The sequence below is a fragment of the Streptomyces sp. NPDC042364 genome (genome assembly GCF_056437585.1).
The window spans coordinates 161,425-175,553 of the sequence record NZ_JBWKAJ010000014.1; the positions used below are offsets into that span (position 1 = coordinate 161,425).

Genomic DNA, 14,129 nt, shown 5'->3' on the forward strand with positions numbered 1-14,129 from the left:
GCCCCTCAGACGATCGGGTCGTGGACGGTGACGAGCTTGGTGCCGTCCGGGAAGGTCGCCTCTACCTGGACGTCGTGGATCATCTCGGGGATGCCCTCCATCACGTCGTCACGGGTGAGCAGTCTCCGCCCGGACGCCATGAGTTCGGCCACCGTACGGCCGTCCCGCGCGCCTTCCAGGATGTGCGCGGTGATCAGGGCGACGGCCTCGGGGTGGTTCAGCTTCAGGCCCCGGGCCCTGCGCTTCTCCGCCACGTCCGCAGCCACGTGGATCAGCAGCCTCTCCTGCTCGTGCGGGGTCAGTTGCACGGCGTCCCACCTCACATCCTCGCTCCGGACCGTGCGGGGTCCGGTTGCCGCGCCACCGGGCGAAATCGCTGGTGGCGTGGGCGCAGGCTAATTGCGCGGCGTTTCAGCGACGTTAACCGACACAGCGTCCCCGCAGGCCGGCCCACCCCGATCCAGCCACCGCCACCGAGCGCGCCCCGACCGGCTCCCGCCCACGCCGACAGGCTTGCTCCGGCAGGCGGTGACCGGGCGGGCGGCACAGGAGGGCGCCAGGGTGCCGGTCACCGACGTGGTGGCCGCTCCGGCGGGCGATCCGCGCGGCGCGGCCTTCGGTTCGAGTGTGCTGCCGCCGGCGCCGGTCGGTACCGCCTCCGGCGCGCTGGTCACGCTGCTCGGGTTACGCCGGGCGCGAGCGACCGGCGCACGGACCGGAGCCGCCGTCCTGGCCGGGCTCACCGCCACCGCCCTCGCCCTCGCCCACAGCTCGCCCGGGTGTGCTCACCGGCGACTGGTGGGCGGAGGACGGCGTGCTGAGCCTCACCACCCTCGCCGTGAGTGCCACCGCCACCGGCTTCGCCGCGCCGCTCGGCCGGGCGGGTATCGGCCTCGGGCACTGCTGATCGAGTTCCTCGGTACCCCCTTCTCGGGCACCGCATCGGCACCCCGGATGCTGCCCGAGCCGGCGGGGGCGCCGGGCCAGTGGCTGCCGCCGGCGCGGGAGCGAGGCTGCTGCGCCCGGTGTCGTTCTTCAACGGCGCCGCCGCACTCAGCCCGGCGCTGGTCCTGAGCTGGGGGCCAGCCCGGCGCTCGTCCTGAGCCGGTGGGCCGCGCCCGGCCCCGGCGCGATCCTTCCGGGCCCCCTGTTCGAGCGGTCCAGGATGTCCGCCCCGCCCGCCACCACACCCGCTCCGGCGTCAGCACCGGCACACCGACCGCCGGCGGGCTCGCGGCCGGAGCCACCCGAGCAACGGCCGAGCGGACGGGTCGTGCGCCCCCCGCTGTAGCGGACGGGTCATGCGCCCCCGCTGTAGCGGACGGGGGCGCACGGCCTTCTCATGCCTGCTCCGGTCGGCGCCTCAGGAGGCGCCCGGCCCCCGGTGCTCCGCCGTGATGCCGAACCGCTGCTGGTCGCGGGGATGCGACGCCACCTCGCGGACGCCGGAGACCGCGCTGATCACGGGCTCCTCCGCGGGGTCCTGAAGCGCTTCGAGCTGCTCAAGATCGGCGGCGGAGACCAGGGCGACGAGGGGCTTGCCGTGCCGTGTCACGACGACGCGCTCGCCGCCGTAGACCACTCGGTTGATCAGATCGGCGAGCTCAGCCCTGGCTTGCGTCACCGGAATCTCGTAGGCCATGGGGTCCAGCTTAAACCGGGACCCATAGCCTCCCTGGAGCGGAAGATCCCCTTCTGCCCCCGGACGCTCCATTCGTTCATGGGATCACCACGACCTCCAGCAGGAGGCGTTCATGACAATCGAACAGGGGGGCCGTGTCCAGCCCTTCCAGCCGGCACACCGCCCGCATACACGGGGACGGCGGCAGCGGGGACGGCACCTTCACGGCGAGCACGACGGAGGCACCGACCACCCGGCGGATCTCGGCGCTCGAGGCGGCGAACGCCCTCAACGAACTCGCAGCCACCCGCGACTGACCCCGGTCACCTCCTACGGGTCCCCTGCCCCGCCCCGGCTCAACTGATCCGACGCGCTCCAGCCCGCCCGAGACCCATCCCCACGCAGTCACGCTCCGCGGGGATTTTCGCTGTCAGCCGAGCGCACCCCTGAAGATATGTACGTCCTGTACATTTCTAACGGACGAAGATCAGAGGAGGCTCCCATGCCCGCGCACCGACCGTCGGCCCGCCAAGTGCTCCCCGAGTTCACCGAACGCACCGGTACGGGTCACCGAACGATGGATCCGTATGCGAAGTTGCTGGAGGAGCGGATCGTGTTCCTCGGGACGCAGATAGACGACTCGTCCGCGAACGACGTGGTGGCCCAGTTCATGCACCTGGAGCACCAGTCCCCGGAACGGGACATCTCCCTCTACATCAACTCCCCCGGCGGCCCGTTCAGCGCGATGACGGCCATCTACGACACGATCCGCTTCGTCACCTGCGACGTGGAGACCGTCTGCCTCGGCCGGGCGGGGGCGTCCGCCGCGGTGTTGCTGGCGGCGGGCACCCCGGGCAAGCGATCCGTGCTGCCGGGCGCGCAGGTGGTGATCCATCAGCCGTCGCCGGCCGGGCCGGTCACCGGACAGGCGAGCGATCTGGCGATCCAGGCCGACGAGTTGATGCGCAACCGCCGCGGACTGGAGGAGATGCTCGTACGGCACACCGGGCGGAGCCACGAGCGGATCAGCGCCGACATCGAGCGGGACACGTTCCTCGACGCGCGAGGAGCCGTGGACTACGGCCTGGCCGACCGGGTCGTACCGAGCCGCAAGGGCTCGCGGGCGCTCCCCGGCGCGAGGTGAACCGCCGATGCTCCCACCCGAGCTGCCGCCGTTGCCCGCGCTGACGCGCGCCGAGGCGGAGTTGATCGACCGCTATCTGGACGTGGTCGACCTGCTGGGCCGGATCAATCCGGCGCGCCCCGGAGACACCTATCGCGGGCTCCGGGCCGCACAGGCCCTCGTCGGCAGGGCGGCGGCCCTGCGCGACGCCCTCGAACTGATGCACGCACGCGGCGAGAACGAGCTGCACGGGCCCACGCTCGCCCGGGCCCTGCGGGTCCTGGACGGGGAGCGGCGGGCGGCTCGGGTCACCCTTCCGCCGGAGCCCGAGGACTCACCCGCCTGAACGGATCGCCGTTCGCCCGCCGTACTACTGACGGGGCCTTCGGTCCGGGCTTCGGCCCACCGGACGGCCTACACGGAACCACCCATCGGCCCATCCGTCCGAAGGACTGCCCGAGTTGCGCTCCATGCCTACGCGAACGCCGGATCTGGTGATTCCGGTGCTGGTACAGACGCCCTCGCCTCCTCGGACAGAACAGCCGAAAACGGTCTGTCCACCCGAACGGGCGAGTGGTGAGTAACACCACAAATCCCTGATTCCGTTGGGATTTTCGGACTTCCGTGCGTCAAGATCCCTTCCTGACGACAAGCCCCCGCCGCAGCGGCGGGGCGATCCGGGCGGACGCCGAGTCCTGCCGCCGTCCGGATGACCGGTCGACAGGAGTGGATCGGCAGGAGTGGAGGACCCAAGCACGACGGGTCGCCGGAACGGTCACGCCATGGCCGGGCCGAGCAGCCCTTGGGGTGAAGCCGCGTCAGCGGCCGGGCAACTTCGCCAGCCCGAATCCGACAGGTCATCCTTCACAGGCGGCTGACGAAGGGTTGCGCATGTCTGCGCTGAATCGTGTCCCGTCGCTGTTGACCCGGGCCGGCACGGCCTCGGCTCTCACCATCGCCGCCGTCGGCGGCAGCATCGTGGTCCCGGGCGTCGCAGCCGACGCCGAGGCCGTCACAGTGGCGTCGAAGGCACTCAAGGTCGCGGCTTCCAAGAAGGGCTCCCCTTACAAGTACGGCGCGACGGGCCCCGGCAGGTTCGACTGCTCGGGGCTGACGCTCTACTCGTTCAAGAAGGCGGGCAAGAAGCTGCCCCGTACTGCCCAGCAGCAGTACAACAAGACGAAGCACGTCTCCGCGAGCAACCGCAAGCTCGGAGACCTCGTCTTCTTCCACTCGGGCTCGAACGTGTACCACGTGGGCATCTACGCGGGGAAGGGAAAGATCTGGCACTCGCCGAAGACGGGTGACGTCGTGCGGCTGCAGAAGATCTGGACGAAGAGCGTCTGGTACGGGCGGGTCCGCTGACCCGCGGGGGGCGGCCGGTCCGACGGCCGCCCCCTCTGCCGCCCCACGCTCACCGGGTCTCCCCGAGCCGTCCTTCACCCCTCCTCCGGAGGCGTGACACGGGCCCTGATGGTCACCCGCACAGTCATGGCCGACGAACGCATCAGCCCCGCCCCGGCCGCCCTGCCCCGCTCGCTGTTCCAGCCGCATCGCCGCGGGGGGCGGCACTCTCGTCGGCTGTCTGCTGCTGTGAGGCGTCTTGCCGAAGCTCATGGGACGCTCCGGTCGCGACAGCGGTACGCCGGCGCGGGCATCGCGCCGCGGCGGGACGGTCCCCGCGCCCGGGCGGGAGGACACCGTCAGGGTTTCTGCGGACCGCCGGTCCTGACCGGCTGCACGGGCACGGTCCACGGAAGTTCGATCGCCACCGTCTTGCCGCCCTCCCGCGTGGGTCTGACGCTCAGCCTGCCGCCGCACTCGGCGGTCAGCCAGCGGATGATGACCATGCCCCGCCCGTTGTCCTGCTGGACGGCCGCGGGCAGACGCTTCGGGAAGCGGGGATGACTGTCCGTGACGCCGATGCGCAGGTGCTCGTCACGGTCGAGGGCGAGGTCCACGGTGAACGTGGGTGACTGACCGAAGGTGTGCTGAACGGCGTTGGTGGCGAGTTCGGACACGATCAGGCGCACGGTGTCCGCGATGTCCGTGTCGCTCGGCAGGCCCCATTCGGCCAGCACGGTGGCGACGTATTTACGGGCCGCGGACACCGAGGCGGGATCGCTCGGCAGAGTGACGGATGCTTCCTGGTGATCTGCCATGGCGAGGCGTCCCTTTCCCACGGGACCGGTGTCCGACGGGGAGCGGATGATTCGAGTACGGTCCCGGACTGGTGCTTCGCGCCAGACTGCCACTACCTGGGCCGTCACGGGTGACGATCCCCCAAGATATGCATATATCTGTCGCTCGAAGCGGTGAACTCTCCGACGGCCGACCGTATGCGGAGGGGCTCTCGGGCCATCCTCTACCGTCACCGGGCTTCGCGCGCCGGGCGGAAGGAGAAGCCCATGCAGTACGGTCCGGCGGTGCGCCGCCGCAAGCTCGGCGCAGAGCTGCGCCTTCTGCGTACCCGCGCCGGCATCACCAGCATCGAGGCGGCCCGTCTCGTGGGCTGGCACCAGTCGAAGATGAGCCGGATCGAGACGGGCGCGAGCGGGGTGAAGCCCGCGGACGTACGCAGGCTCCTGGACGCGTACGCGGTGGATGACGCCGGGTTGCGGGACCTGCTGCTGGCGCTGGCGGGCTCCGAGGACGGCGGCGGGCGGCACAACTGGTGGCACGCGTACCGCGGGGTGCTGCCGCCCACCTACCGGGACTTCATCAGTCTGGAGTCGCAGGCCAGCCGGATGCGCACCTTGGAGACCTCCGTCGTGCCGGGCCTGTTGCAGATCCCCGAGTACGCCAGGGCGGTGACGCGGGCCGCGGTGGAGGGGCTGGAAGACGACAAACTCGACGCGCTCGTGGAAGTGCGGCTCGCACGGCAGGACGTCCTGCGCGGGCATCCCCCGCTGGAGCTGAGCGCCGTGCTCGACGAGGGCGTTCTGCGGCGGGAGGTCGGCGGACCCGAGGTCATGGCCCGTCAGCTGGAGCGGTTGGCCGACGCGGCGCGCCTTCCTCAGGTGAGGCTGCAGGTGCTGCCGTTCACCGCCGGGGCGCACATCGGCATCACGGGCCCGTTCGTGATTTTCTCATTTCGAAGCACGTCAGATCTGGACGTGGTTGTTCTCGACCACCTGACGAGTAGCCTCTACCTCGAACGGAAAGAAGACCTCAGGGCCTATGTCGAGGCCTTCAACACCCTTCAGATCCACGCCCTTTCGCCCGAGGACTCGTCGGATTACATCGCCGGACTGGCTCAGGGCCAGCTTCCGGCGCGTGAGGAGGCGCCATGTCAGCTCTGCCTCGCAGCGTACCCACCAGTACCGCACTACGCGGTGTGCGGTGGCTGCGCAGCAGCCGCAGCACGGGGATGAACAACTGTGTGGAGACGGCCCGTCCCGGGTCCGGCCGGCTGGCCGGACTGGTGGCCGTGCGCGACTCGAAGAACACGGCGGGGCCCGCCCTGCTGTTCACCCCCGAGACATGGGAGGGATTCATCACCACCCTTCGGTGAGCATCACCGATGGTCCCAGCGGTTCCGCTTCCGGCGACACACGGCCGCGACGCCGACTCACGGTCGCGTATCGCCGATGATTCCCACGGCTTGGTCGATCTGCCCCTCGGTGAGATCCGCCCGGGCGGTCAGCCGCAGCCTCGAGATGCCGTCGGGCACCGACGGTGGGCGGAAGCAGCCGACGGCGAGACCCGCCGCCCGGCAGTCGGCCGCCCACCGCACCGCCTGATCCGGAGACGGCGCGCGTACGGACACCACGGCGGCGTCGGGCCGCACCGCTTCATGGCCCGCCGCCGTCAGCCGTGTGTGCAGCGCCCGCGCCACCTCACGGGCCCGCGCGGCACGCTCCGGCTCACGGCGCAGCAGCCTGAGCGCGGCAAGGGCCGCGCCCGTCGCGGCCGGGGCGAGCCCCGTGTCGAAGATGAACGTCCGGGCCGCGTTGACCAGGTGGTCGATCACCCGGGCCGGGCCGAGGACGGCACCGCCCTGGCTGCCCAGCGACTTCGACAGGGTGACCGTCACGACGACATCGGGTGCGCCCGCCAGCCCCGCCGCGTACGGCGCGCCCCGGCCGCCGTCGCCGAGGACACCGAGTCCGTGGGCGTCGTCCACGACGAGCCCGGCGCCGTACTCCCGGCACGCGGCGGCCAGTCCGGCCAGCGGGGCGGCGTCGCCGTCCACCGAGAACACCGTGTCGGAGACCGCGATGGCGGGCCCCATGGCCGTGCCGAGCGCCTTGCGGGCCGCGTCCGGGTCTGCGTGCGCGACGACCTGGGTGGTCCCTCGGGCCAGCCGGCAGCCGTCGATCAGGGAGGCGTGGTTGCCCGCGTCCGACACGATCAGGGAGCCGTGCGGTGCGAGCGCCGTCACGGCCGCGAGGTTGGCGGCGTAGCCGGAGGAGAAGACGAGGGCGGCCTCGAATCCGCAGAAGGCGGCCAGTTCGCGCTCCAGTTCGCCGTGGAGTTCGGTGGTGCCGGTGACGAGCCGCGAGCCGGTCGCCCCGCCGCCCCAGGTGCGCGCCGCCTCGGCGGCGCCCTCGACGATCTCGGGATGGCGGGCCAGTCCCAGGTAGTCGTTGCTCGCGAGGTCGAGCAGGGGCGAGTCGGCGGGGCGGGGGCGCAGGGTCCGTACGAGCCCGGCGCGGCGACGCGCCGACGCCTCCTCGTCGATCCAGCCGAACGCCATGGGTCCTCCGGGGGTCGCGTGGGCAGCCCTCGGCGCCGGCGCCGCCATGTGGCAGCGGGGCAGGGGCTTTTGTAGGCAGTGCACAGACACTAACGGGACGACCGGTCGCCCACGATGTGGCGATACCCACACGTCGATCCGACTCTGTTGTCCGAAGTCTCCTTGGCCGGGAGCGGTCCCGTAGGACAGGATCGGCTCTCATGGACCTGCTGAACACGCTGGTGGACAAGGGGCTCCGGCGCGAGCCGCTGAGCCGTGCCGAGGCGCTCGCCGTTCTCGGCACCTCCGACGACGACCTGCTCGACGTGGTGGCCGCGGCCGGAAAGGTGCGCAGGCACTGGTTCGGGCGACGGGTGAAACTGAACTATCTCGTCAACCTGAAGTCCGGGCTGTGTCCCGAGGACTGCTCCTACTGCTCCCAGCGGCTCGGCTCGACGGCCGGGATCCTCAAGTACACCTGGCTCAAGCCCGACGAGGCGTCCAAGGCCGCGGCGGCCGGGCTCGCCGGCGGCGCCAAGCGGGTGTGCCTGGTGGCGTCCGGACGCGGTCCGACGGACCGGGACGTCGACCGGGTCGCGGGCACCATCAAGGCCATCAAGGAGCAGAACGAGGGCGTCGAGGTGTGCGCCTGTCTGGGTCTGCTCTCCGACGGCCAGGCCGAACGGCTGCGCGACGCGGGCGCGGACGCCTACAACCACAACCTCAACACGTCGGAGTCGACGTACGGGGAGATCACGACCACCCACACGTACGCCGATCGGGTGGACACCGTGCAGAAGGCGCACGCGGCGGGTCTGTCGGCGTGCTCCGGTCTGATCGCGGGCATGGGCGAGACGGACGAGGACCTGGTGGACGTCGTCTTCTCGCTGCGCGAACTGGACCCGGACTCGGTGCCGGTCAACTTCCTGATCCCGTTCGAGGGCACCCCGCTGGCCAAGGAGTGGAACCTCACGCCCCAGCGGTGCCTGCGGATCCTCGCCATGGTGCGGTTCGTCTGCCCCGACGTCGAGGTGCGCATCGCGGGCGGCCGCGAGGTACATCTGCGCACGATGCAGCCGCTCGCGCTGCACCTGGCCAACTCGATCTTCCTCGGTGACTACCTCACCAGCGAGGGCCAGGCGGGCAAGGCCGACCTGGAGATGATCGCGGACGCCGGGTTCGAGGTGGAGGGCGCCGACCAGGTGACGCTGCCGGAGCACCGGGCGGCCGGGGGCGGCTGCGGGTCCCACGAGAGTGCCGGCTGCGGATCGCACGAGGGCGGCGGCGGGTGCGCGTCCCATGCGAGCGGTGGTGGTTGCGGGTCCCACGAGGGGGGCGGCGTCTGCGGTTCCGCGCCCGGTACGGCCTCCACCCCCTCCGAGGCCGTACCGCAGGCGGGCGAGGCCCGTACGGATCTGGTCGCCGTACGCCGTCGGGGTGCCGGAACGGATCTCGCGCCCAATGCCTGAGGCGCCCGACCCGAGCGTGGCCGAGCTGGTGGAGCTGGACCGGCGGCATGTGTGGCATCCGTACGGTCCGATGCCCGGACGGGTCGAGCCGCTCGTCGTGGAGTCGGCGAGCGGCGTCCGGCTGCGGCTCGCCGACGGCTCGGGCGAACTGGTCGACGGCATGTCGTCCTGGTGGTCGGCCATCCACGGCTACAACCACCCGGTGCTGAACGAGGCCGCGCGCGAGCAGCTCGGCCGGATGAGCCATGTGATGTTCGGCGGTCTCACCCACGAGCCCGCCGTACGTCTGGCGAAGCGCCTTGTCGACATGTCGCCCGAGGGGCTGGAGCATGTGTTCCTTGCCGACTCGGGGTCGGTCTCGGTCGAGGTCGCGGTCAAGATGTGCCTCCAGTACTGGCGCTCGCTCGGCCGCCCCGGCAAGCGGCGCCTGCTCACCTGGCGCGGCGGCTACCACGGCGACACCTGGCAGCCGATGTCGGTGTGCGACCCCGAGGGCGGGATGCACGAGCTGTGGCAGGGAGTGCTGCCCCGGCAGGTGTTCGTCGAGGCGCCGCCGGCGGAGTACGACGAGGCGTACGCGGAGCGGCTGCGCTCGGCCGTCGAGCGGCACGCCGACGAGCTGGCCGCCGTGATCGTGGAGCCGGTGGTGCAGGGCGCGGGCGGGATGCGGTTCCACTCCCCCGCGTATCTGCGGGTGCTGCGCGAGGCGTGCGACGCGCACGACGTGCTGCTGGTGTTCGACGAGATCGCGACCGGCTTCGGGCGGACCGGCGCGTTGTTCGCGGCGGAGCACGCGGCGGTGGCGCCGGATGTGATGTGCGTGGGCAAGGCGCTGACCGGCGGGTACCTGACGATGGCCGCGACGCTGTGCACGGCGCGGGTGGCCGACGGGATCTCGCGGGGCGAGGTGCCGGTGCTCGCCCACGGACCGACGTTCATGGGCAACCCGCTGGCCTCGGCCGTGGCGCTCGCCTCGATCGAGCTGCTGCTGGGGCAGGACTGGCTCGCGGAGGTCCGGCGGATCGAGGCGGGACTGCGGGAAGGGCTGGCACCGGCGCTCGACGTGCCGGGGGTGAAGGACGTCCGGGTCCTCGGTGCCATCGGTGTCGTGCAGCTCGACCACGAGGTGGACATGAGGGCGGCGACGGGGGCCGCGGTGCGCGAGGGCGTGTGGCTGCGGCCGTTCCGCGACCTCGTCTACACGATGCCGCCGTACGTCACGGGTGACGAGGACGTGGCACGGATCGCGCGCGCGGTGTGCGCGGCGGCGCGGGAGGGATGACATGACGATCCTGGTGGTGACGGGGACGGGCACGGAGGTCGGCAAGACGGTCGCCACGGCGGCCGTCGCCGCGGTGGCGGCGGCCGCCGGCCGGTCCGTGGCGGTGCTCAAGCCCGCGCAGACCGGGGTACGGCCGGACGAGCGCGGCGACGCGGACGAGGTGGTGCGCCTCGCCGGGGGCGCCGTGGCGGCGCATGAACTCGCGCGCTACCCCGAGCCGCTGGCTCCCGCGACGGCCGCCCGGCGGTCCGGTCTGGCCCCGGTCCACCCGGAGGACGTCGCCGAGGCCGCGGCCAAGCTGGAGACCGGCCACGACCTGGTCCTGATCGAGGGCGCGGGCGGTCTCCTCGTCCGCTTCGACGAGGCGGGCGGCACGCTGGCGGACACGGCCCGGCTGCTGGGCGCGCCGGTGCTGCTGGTCGCCTCGGCCGGGCTGGGCACGCTCAACACCACCGAGCTGACGGCCCGTGAACTCGCCGTCCGGGAGGTACGGCTGACGGGCGTCGTCATCGGCAGCTGGCCCGAGGCCCCGGATCTGGCGTCCCGTTGCAACGTGGCGGATCTGCCGGTGGTGGCGGGAGCGCCGCTGCTGGGGGCGGTGCCGGAGGGCGCGGGCGCGCTGGAACCGGCGGACTTCCGGGCGCGGGCGGGCAAGTGGCTGGCACCGGCGCTGGGCGGCGTGTGGGATGCGGGCGCCTTCGCGGCACGGGAGACCGCGTAGCGGTCGGACATCCCGGCTGGGCACCCGGCGCTGCCGGCCGGGTCTCAGTCCGCCGTTTCTCCCAGCAGTCGCACCAGTTCTATCCGGGATCTGATGCCCAGTCGGGCGAAGACGCCCCGGAGGTGGTGGTCGATGGTGCGGGGGCTCAGCAGCAGGCGCGCCGCGATCTCGCGGTTCGTCGCGCCGTCCGCGGCCATGCGGGCGATGGTCAGTTGCTGGGCCGTGAGCCGGGTGGTGAGGTCGTCGGGGCCGTGGGTGGCGGGGGCGCGTTCGCCGAGGGCCCGGAGTTCGGCGCGGGCCTGGTCGGCGCAGTGGGGCGAGCCGAAGTGGCCGAATGCCTCCAACGCGCTGTGGAGCCGGTCGCGGGCCTCGGTGCGGTTGCGCAGCCGCCGCAGCGCGCTGCCGAACAGCAGTTCCGTACGGGCCCGTTCGAAGTCACGGGTGCCGGAGGCGTGCAGGTCGAGCGCGGTCCGGTAGTGCTCGACGGCCTCCTCCCCCGTCGCGAGCAGCGCCCGGCAGCGGGCGCTGAGCGCGAGGTCGTCGGCGCTGCGCACGGTGCGGGCCCAGCGGTCGTAGTCGGCGTGTGCGGCGCGGGCCACCCGGGTGTCGCCGGTGCGGACGGCCGCCTCGACGTAGTGCGGTGTCGCGAGGTGCCGGATGGCCCGGTGCCCGTGCCCGGGGCCGAAACCTGCGAGCGCCCGGAGGCGGGCCGCCGAGGCGGCGTAGCGGCCCGTGCCGAGGTCGAGGAAGGCGAGGGCGAACATGGCGAGCGCGGCCGGGAGTCCGAGGCCCCGTTCCAGCGCGTGGGTACGGGCGGACTCGGCGCGCTCCCGGCACAACCGCTCGTCGCCGGTGACGGCCGCGAACATCGCGAGCGCGGCCTGGAGATGGCAGGCCCCGTTGTCCTGCCCGGTGGCGTACGCCTGCCGCAGGGCCTCCACGGCGGCGGCCTCGGCGGCCTTGGGGCGCCCGGTCCAGAACTCGGCGTACGCCCGGAACTCCATGGCCTGCGGCACGGTCACCGTCTCGCCCCTGGCGCGGGCTGAGGCGGCCGCGCGGGCCGTCGCGGTGAACGCGCGGGTGTGGTCGCCGAGGAGGAGGGCGGCGATCCCGGAGTGGATCAGCCCGGTGGGGTCGCCGCCGGGACCGCAGCGGCCCGCGGAGGCTTCGAGGACGTCGCGGGCGTCGTCGTAGCGTCCCTCGAACGCGGCGGTCAGCGCGCCGAGGGTGCCGGGCGGCAGGATGCCGAGCCGGTCGGCGACGGCGGCGGCCTCCCGGCAGCGGCGCAGGTCCCCGGTGTAGATGGCGGCCTCGGTGGCTCGTGCCAGCACATGGGCAGCCGTGTCCGCGTCGTGGTCGCCGCCGTGCCGGACCGCGGCGGTGAGCAGGGCGTCGAACGCTTCGGCGGCGTTGCCCGAGCGGAGGGCGAGGAGCCCGGCGAGGGCGTCGTCGTCGGTGGCGGCGACGAGCCGGCGGGCCCGGTCGCCGTCGCCCGACTGCCATGCCTCCGCAGCCGCTTGTGCGAGCAGCGGCCGGCGTTCGGCGGGGTCGGGAGTGAGGGCGGCGGCGCGTTCGGCGAGGGCGGAGGCCAGCGCGGGCTCACCGATGGCACGTGCCACCTGCGCGGCGAACCGGAGTTCGGCGGCGAGCCGGCGGCTGGGGCCGAGGGCGGCGGCGGCCCGGTGCCAGGAGCGCCTGGGTCTCTCGCCCTCGCCGCTGAGGACGCCGGCGAGCAGGCGGTGGGCCGCGCGGCGGTCGGCCGTGGCGGCGGACTCGTACACGGCGATCCGGGTCCAGGCGTCCCGGAAGACCACGCCCTGGGCCGTGGCGTCCGCGATGCCCGCCGCGTCGGCCGCGTCGAGAGGCCGGGTGTCGAGTCCGGCCGCCGTGACGGCCCGCTCGAAGGCGTGCGTCGGGATCGGGTACTGGTCGGCCGCGGCGAGGAGCAGCAGGAAGCGGGTGTCGTCGGGCAGGGCACGGACGTCCCGCCGGTGGACCCGCAGCAGCGCGGGCGCCAGGGCGAACGGCTCGGCGGGGAGCGGGTCGAGCCCGATGGCCTGACGCGGGGTCAGGGCGGCGGCGAGTTCGGCGGCGGCGCGCGGATCGCCGTGGGCGGCGTGCAGGAGACGCACCCGCACGCCTTCGGACAGCGCCTGCGCGGGCACGGCACCCTCGGCCGGACCGGACGGCGGCAGGTCGTCCCGGGCCGGCGCGGGCACACCTTCGGACGGCGTCGGCGCGGGGGCCGCCGCCGTGTTGGGGCTCGGCCACGCGGCCGTGGGGGGCGGTGGCGAGCGATGCGGAAGTCGTGGGGGGTTCACCGGAGTCACCACACCCATCACGTTACTTGCGAGTTAACCGACCAGTAAAGACCGGCGATTTCACCGATGCGGCGCGCGTAGACCCCCCTGACACTCCAGACGAACCCCACCCGTTTCAGGAGGCTCCATGCATCGCCGCATGCGCCGTATCGCCACGGCCCTCGGGACCGTGACCACCACGCTCCTGCTGTCCCTCTCCTTCTCCGCGGTCCCCGCTCGGGCCGCGACCCACGACCCGATCGTCTTCGTACACGGTCTGAGCAGCTCGTCCAGCAGCTGGGACGACTGGGCCGCGTACTTCAGGGCGGACGGTTACGCCGCCTCCGAGCTGCACTCCTGGTCGTACGACTGGGGCCAGTCCAACGCCACGACGGCGGCGCAGCTCAGGACGAAGATCCAGAGCGTGCTCGCCTCGACGGGCGCCGCCAAGGTCGACGTGGTCGTCCACTCGATGGGCGCGCTCAGCTCCCGCTACTACCTCAAGAACCTCGGCGGGACGGCCTACGTCGACGACTTCGTCTCCACGGCAGGCGTCAACCACGGGACGACCGTCGCGGGTTGGTGCCGCTGGCTGTACACCTCGTGTGCCGAGATGTACACCGGCAGCTCGTTCCTGACCTCGCTCAACTCCGGTGACGAGACCCCGGGCAGCGTGTCGTACGCCAGCTACTGGTCGAACTGCGACGACGCGCTCACCCCGGACACCACCGCGATCCTGAACGGGGCCACGAACGTCGAGGTCGGCTGTGTCTCGCACAACGAGATGAACAACGACCACGGTGTCTACGAGCAGGTGCGCGACTTCGTCGCCTGACCGCCCGCCACCAGCGGAAGACCGCCTGCCGTACGTCCCGCACCCGTCGCGCGACCTCCTCCCCAGGGCCGCGCGGCGGGCGCCGCCGTGTCCGCCCGCC

16 protein-coding genes are annotated in these 14,129 nt (G+C 72.7%); 11 read left to right on the forward strand and 5 right to left on the reverse strand.

Annotated features, from left to right (window positions below; genetic code table 11):
• Positions 1–5: 5 nt before the first annotated feature.
• Complete coding sequence (locus tag AC067N_RS26335) at positions 6–308, reverse strand: urease subunit gamma (protein WP_086752804.1); 303 nt, start codon at positions 306–308, stop codon at positions 6–8.
• A 473-nt stretch (positions 309–781) separates the two neighbouring features.
• On the opposite strand from AC067N_RS26335, the gene AC067N_RS26340 reads away from it, so the two are divergent.
• Positions 782–907, forward strand: coding sequence for a hypothetical protein (locus AC067N_RS26340; protein WP_478681341.1), 126 nt, complete (start codon positions 782–784; stop codon positions 905–907).
• 456 nt (positions 908–1,363) lie between these two features.
• Here AC067N_RS26340 and AC067N_RS26345 read toward each other — a convergent pair whose 3' ends face one another.
• Positions 1,364–1,642 carry a type II toxin-antitoxin system Phd/YefM family antitoxin gene (locus tag AC067N_RS26345; RefSeq protein ID WP_478681342.1) on the reverse strand — a complete coding sequence of 93 codons (279 nt, stop codon included), beginning with the start codon at positions 1,640–1,642 and terminating at the stop codon, positions 1,364–1,366.
• Positions 1,643–1,776: 134 nt separating this feature from the next.
• On the opposite strand from AC067N_RS26345, the gene AC067N_RS26350 reads away from it, so the two are divergent.
• The 4 genes from AC067N_RS26350 to AC067N_RS26365 all read left to right on the forward strand — a co-directional run bounded on the left by AC067N_RS26350 (position 1,777) and on the right by AC067N_RS26365 (position 4,109).
• Positions 1,777–1,938, forward strand: a complete 162-nt coding sequence (locus tag AC067N_RS26350) for a hypothetical protein (protein WP_478681343.1) — start codon at positions 1,777–1,779, stop codon at positions 1,936–1,938.
• Positions 1,939–2,123: 185 nt separating this feature from the next.
• On the forward strand, positions 2,124–2,765 hold the full coding sequence (locus AC067N_RS26355) for an ATP-dependent Clp protease proteolytic subunit (protein WP_478681344.1): 642 nt from the start codon (positions 2,124–2,126) through the stop codon (positions 2,763–2,765).
• A gap of 7 nt (positions 2,766–2,772) precedes the next feature.
• Positions 2,773–3,090: a hypothetical protein gene (locus tag AC067N_RS26360; protein WP_478681345.1), complete on the forward strand. Its 318-nt coding sequence runs from the start codon at positions 2,773–2,775 to the stop codon at positions 3,088–3,090.
• 545 nt (positions 3,091–3,635) lie between these two features.
• Positions 3,636–4,109, forward strand: a complete 474-nt coding sequence (locus tag AC067N_RS26365; protein WP_478681346.1) for a C40 family peptidase — start codon at positions 3,636–3,638, stop codon at positions 4,107–4,109.
• Between the two features lie 338 nt (positions 4,110–4,447).
• Here AC067N_RS26365 and AC067N_RS26370 read toward each other — a convergent pair whose 3' ends face one another.
• Positions 4,448–4,906 carry an ATP-binding protein gene (locus tag AC067N_RS26370; protein ID WP_478681347.1) on the reverse strand — a complete coding sequence of 153 codons (459 nt, stop codon included), beginning with the start codon at positions 4,904–4,906 and terminating at the stop codon, positions 4,448–4,450.
• Between the two features lie 246 nt (positions 4,907–5,152).
• Here AC067N_RS26370 and AC067N_RS26375 point away from each other — a divergent pair, with 246 nt between their 5' ends.
• Positions 5,153–6,118, forward strand: a complete 966-nt coding sequence (locus AC067N_RS26375) for a helix-turn-helix domain-containing protein (RefSeq protein ID WP_478681348.1) — start codon at positions 5,153–5,155, stop codon at positions 6,116–6,118.
• Positions 6,034–6,258, forward strand: coding sequence for a DUF397 domain-containing protein (locus AC067N_RS26380; RefSeq protein WP_478681349.1), 225 nt, complete (start codon positions 6,034–6,036; stop codon positions 6,256–6,258). Before AC067N_RS26375 ends, AC067N_RS26380 begins: the two co-directional genes overlap by 85 nt.
• Before the next feature lie 57 nt (positions 6,259–6,315).
• Here the strand turns inward: AC067N_RS26380 and AC067N_RS26385 are convergent, their stop codons facing one another.
• Positions 6,316–7,443: an 8-amino-7-oxononanoate synthase gene (locus AC067N_RS26385; RefSeq protein WP_478681350.1), complete on the reverse strand. Its 1,128-nt coding sequence runs from the start codon at positions 7,441–7,443 to the stop codon at positions 6,316–6,318.
• Between the two features lie 200 nt (positions 7,444–7,643).
• Here AC067N_RS26385 and bioB point away from each other — a divergent pair, with 200 nt between their 5' ends.
• The 3 genes from bioB to bioD are packed head-to-tail and all read left to right on the forward strand — an operon-like array spanning position 7,644 to position 10,894.
• Entirely contained in the window at positions 7,644–8,891 is a 1,248-nt protein-coding gene (bioB, locus tag AC067N_RS26390; protein ID WP_478681351.1) for a biotin synthase BioB, read from the forward strand.
• Positions 8,884–10,173, forward strand: a complete 1,290-nt coding sequence (locus AC067N_RS26395) for an adenosylmethionine--8-amino-7-oxononanoate transaminase (RefSeq protein WP_478681352.1) — start codon at positions 8,884–8,886, stop codon at positions 10,171–10,173. Before bioB ends, AC067N_RS26395 begins: the two co-directional genes overlap by 8 nt.
• Before the next feature lies 1 nt (position 10,174).
• Complete coding sequence (bioD, locus tag AC067N_RS26400; RefSeq protein ID WP_478681353.1) at positions 10,175–10,894, forward strand: dethiobiotin synthase; 720 nt, start codon at positions 10,175–10,177, stop codon at positions 10,892–10,894.
• 44 nt (positions 10,895–10,938) lie between these two features.
• On the opposite strand, the gene AC067N_RS26405 is transcribed toward bioD, so the two are convergent.
• Entirely contained in the window at positions 10,939–13,233 is a 2,295-nt protein-coding gene (locus AC067N_RS26405) for a LuxR C-terminal-related transcriptional regulator (protein ID WP_478681354.1), read from the reverse strand.
• A 109-nt stretch (positions 13,234–13,342) separates the two neighbouring features.
• Between AC067N_RS26405 and AC067N_RS26410 the strand changes: the two genes are divergently transcribed.
• On the forward strand, positions 13,343–14,029 hold the full coding sequence (locus AC067N_RS26410) for an esterase/lipase family protein (protein WP_478681355.1): 687 nt from the start codon (positions 13,343–13,345) through the stop codon (positions 14,027–14,029).
• The last annotated feature ends 100 nt before the right edge of the window (positions 14,030–14,129 follow it).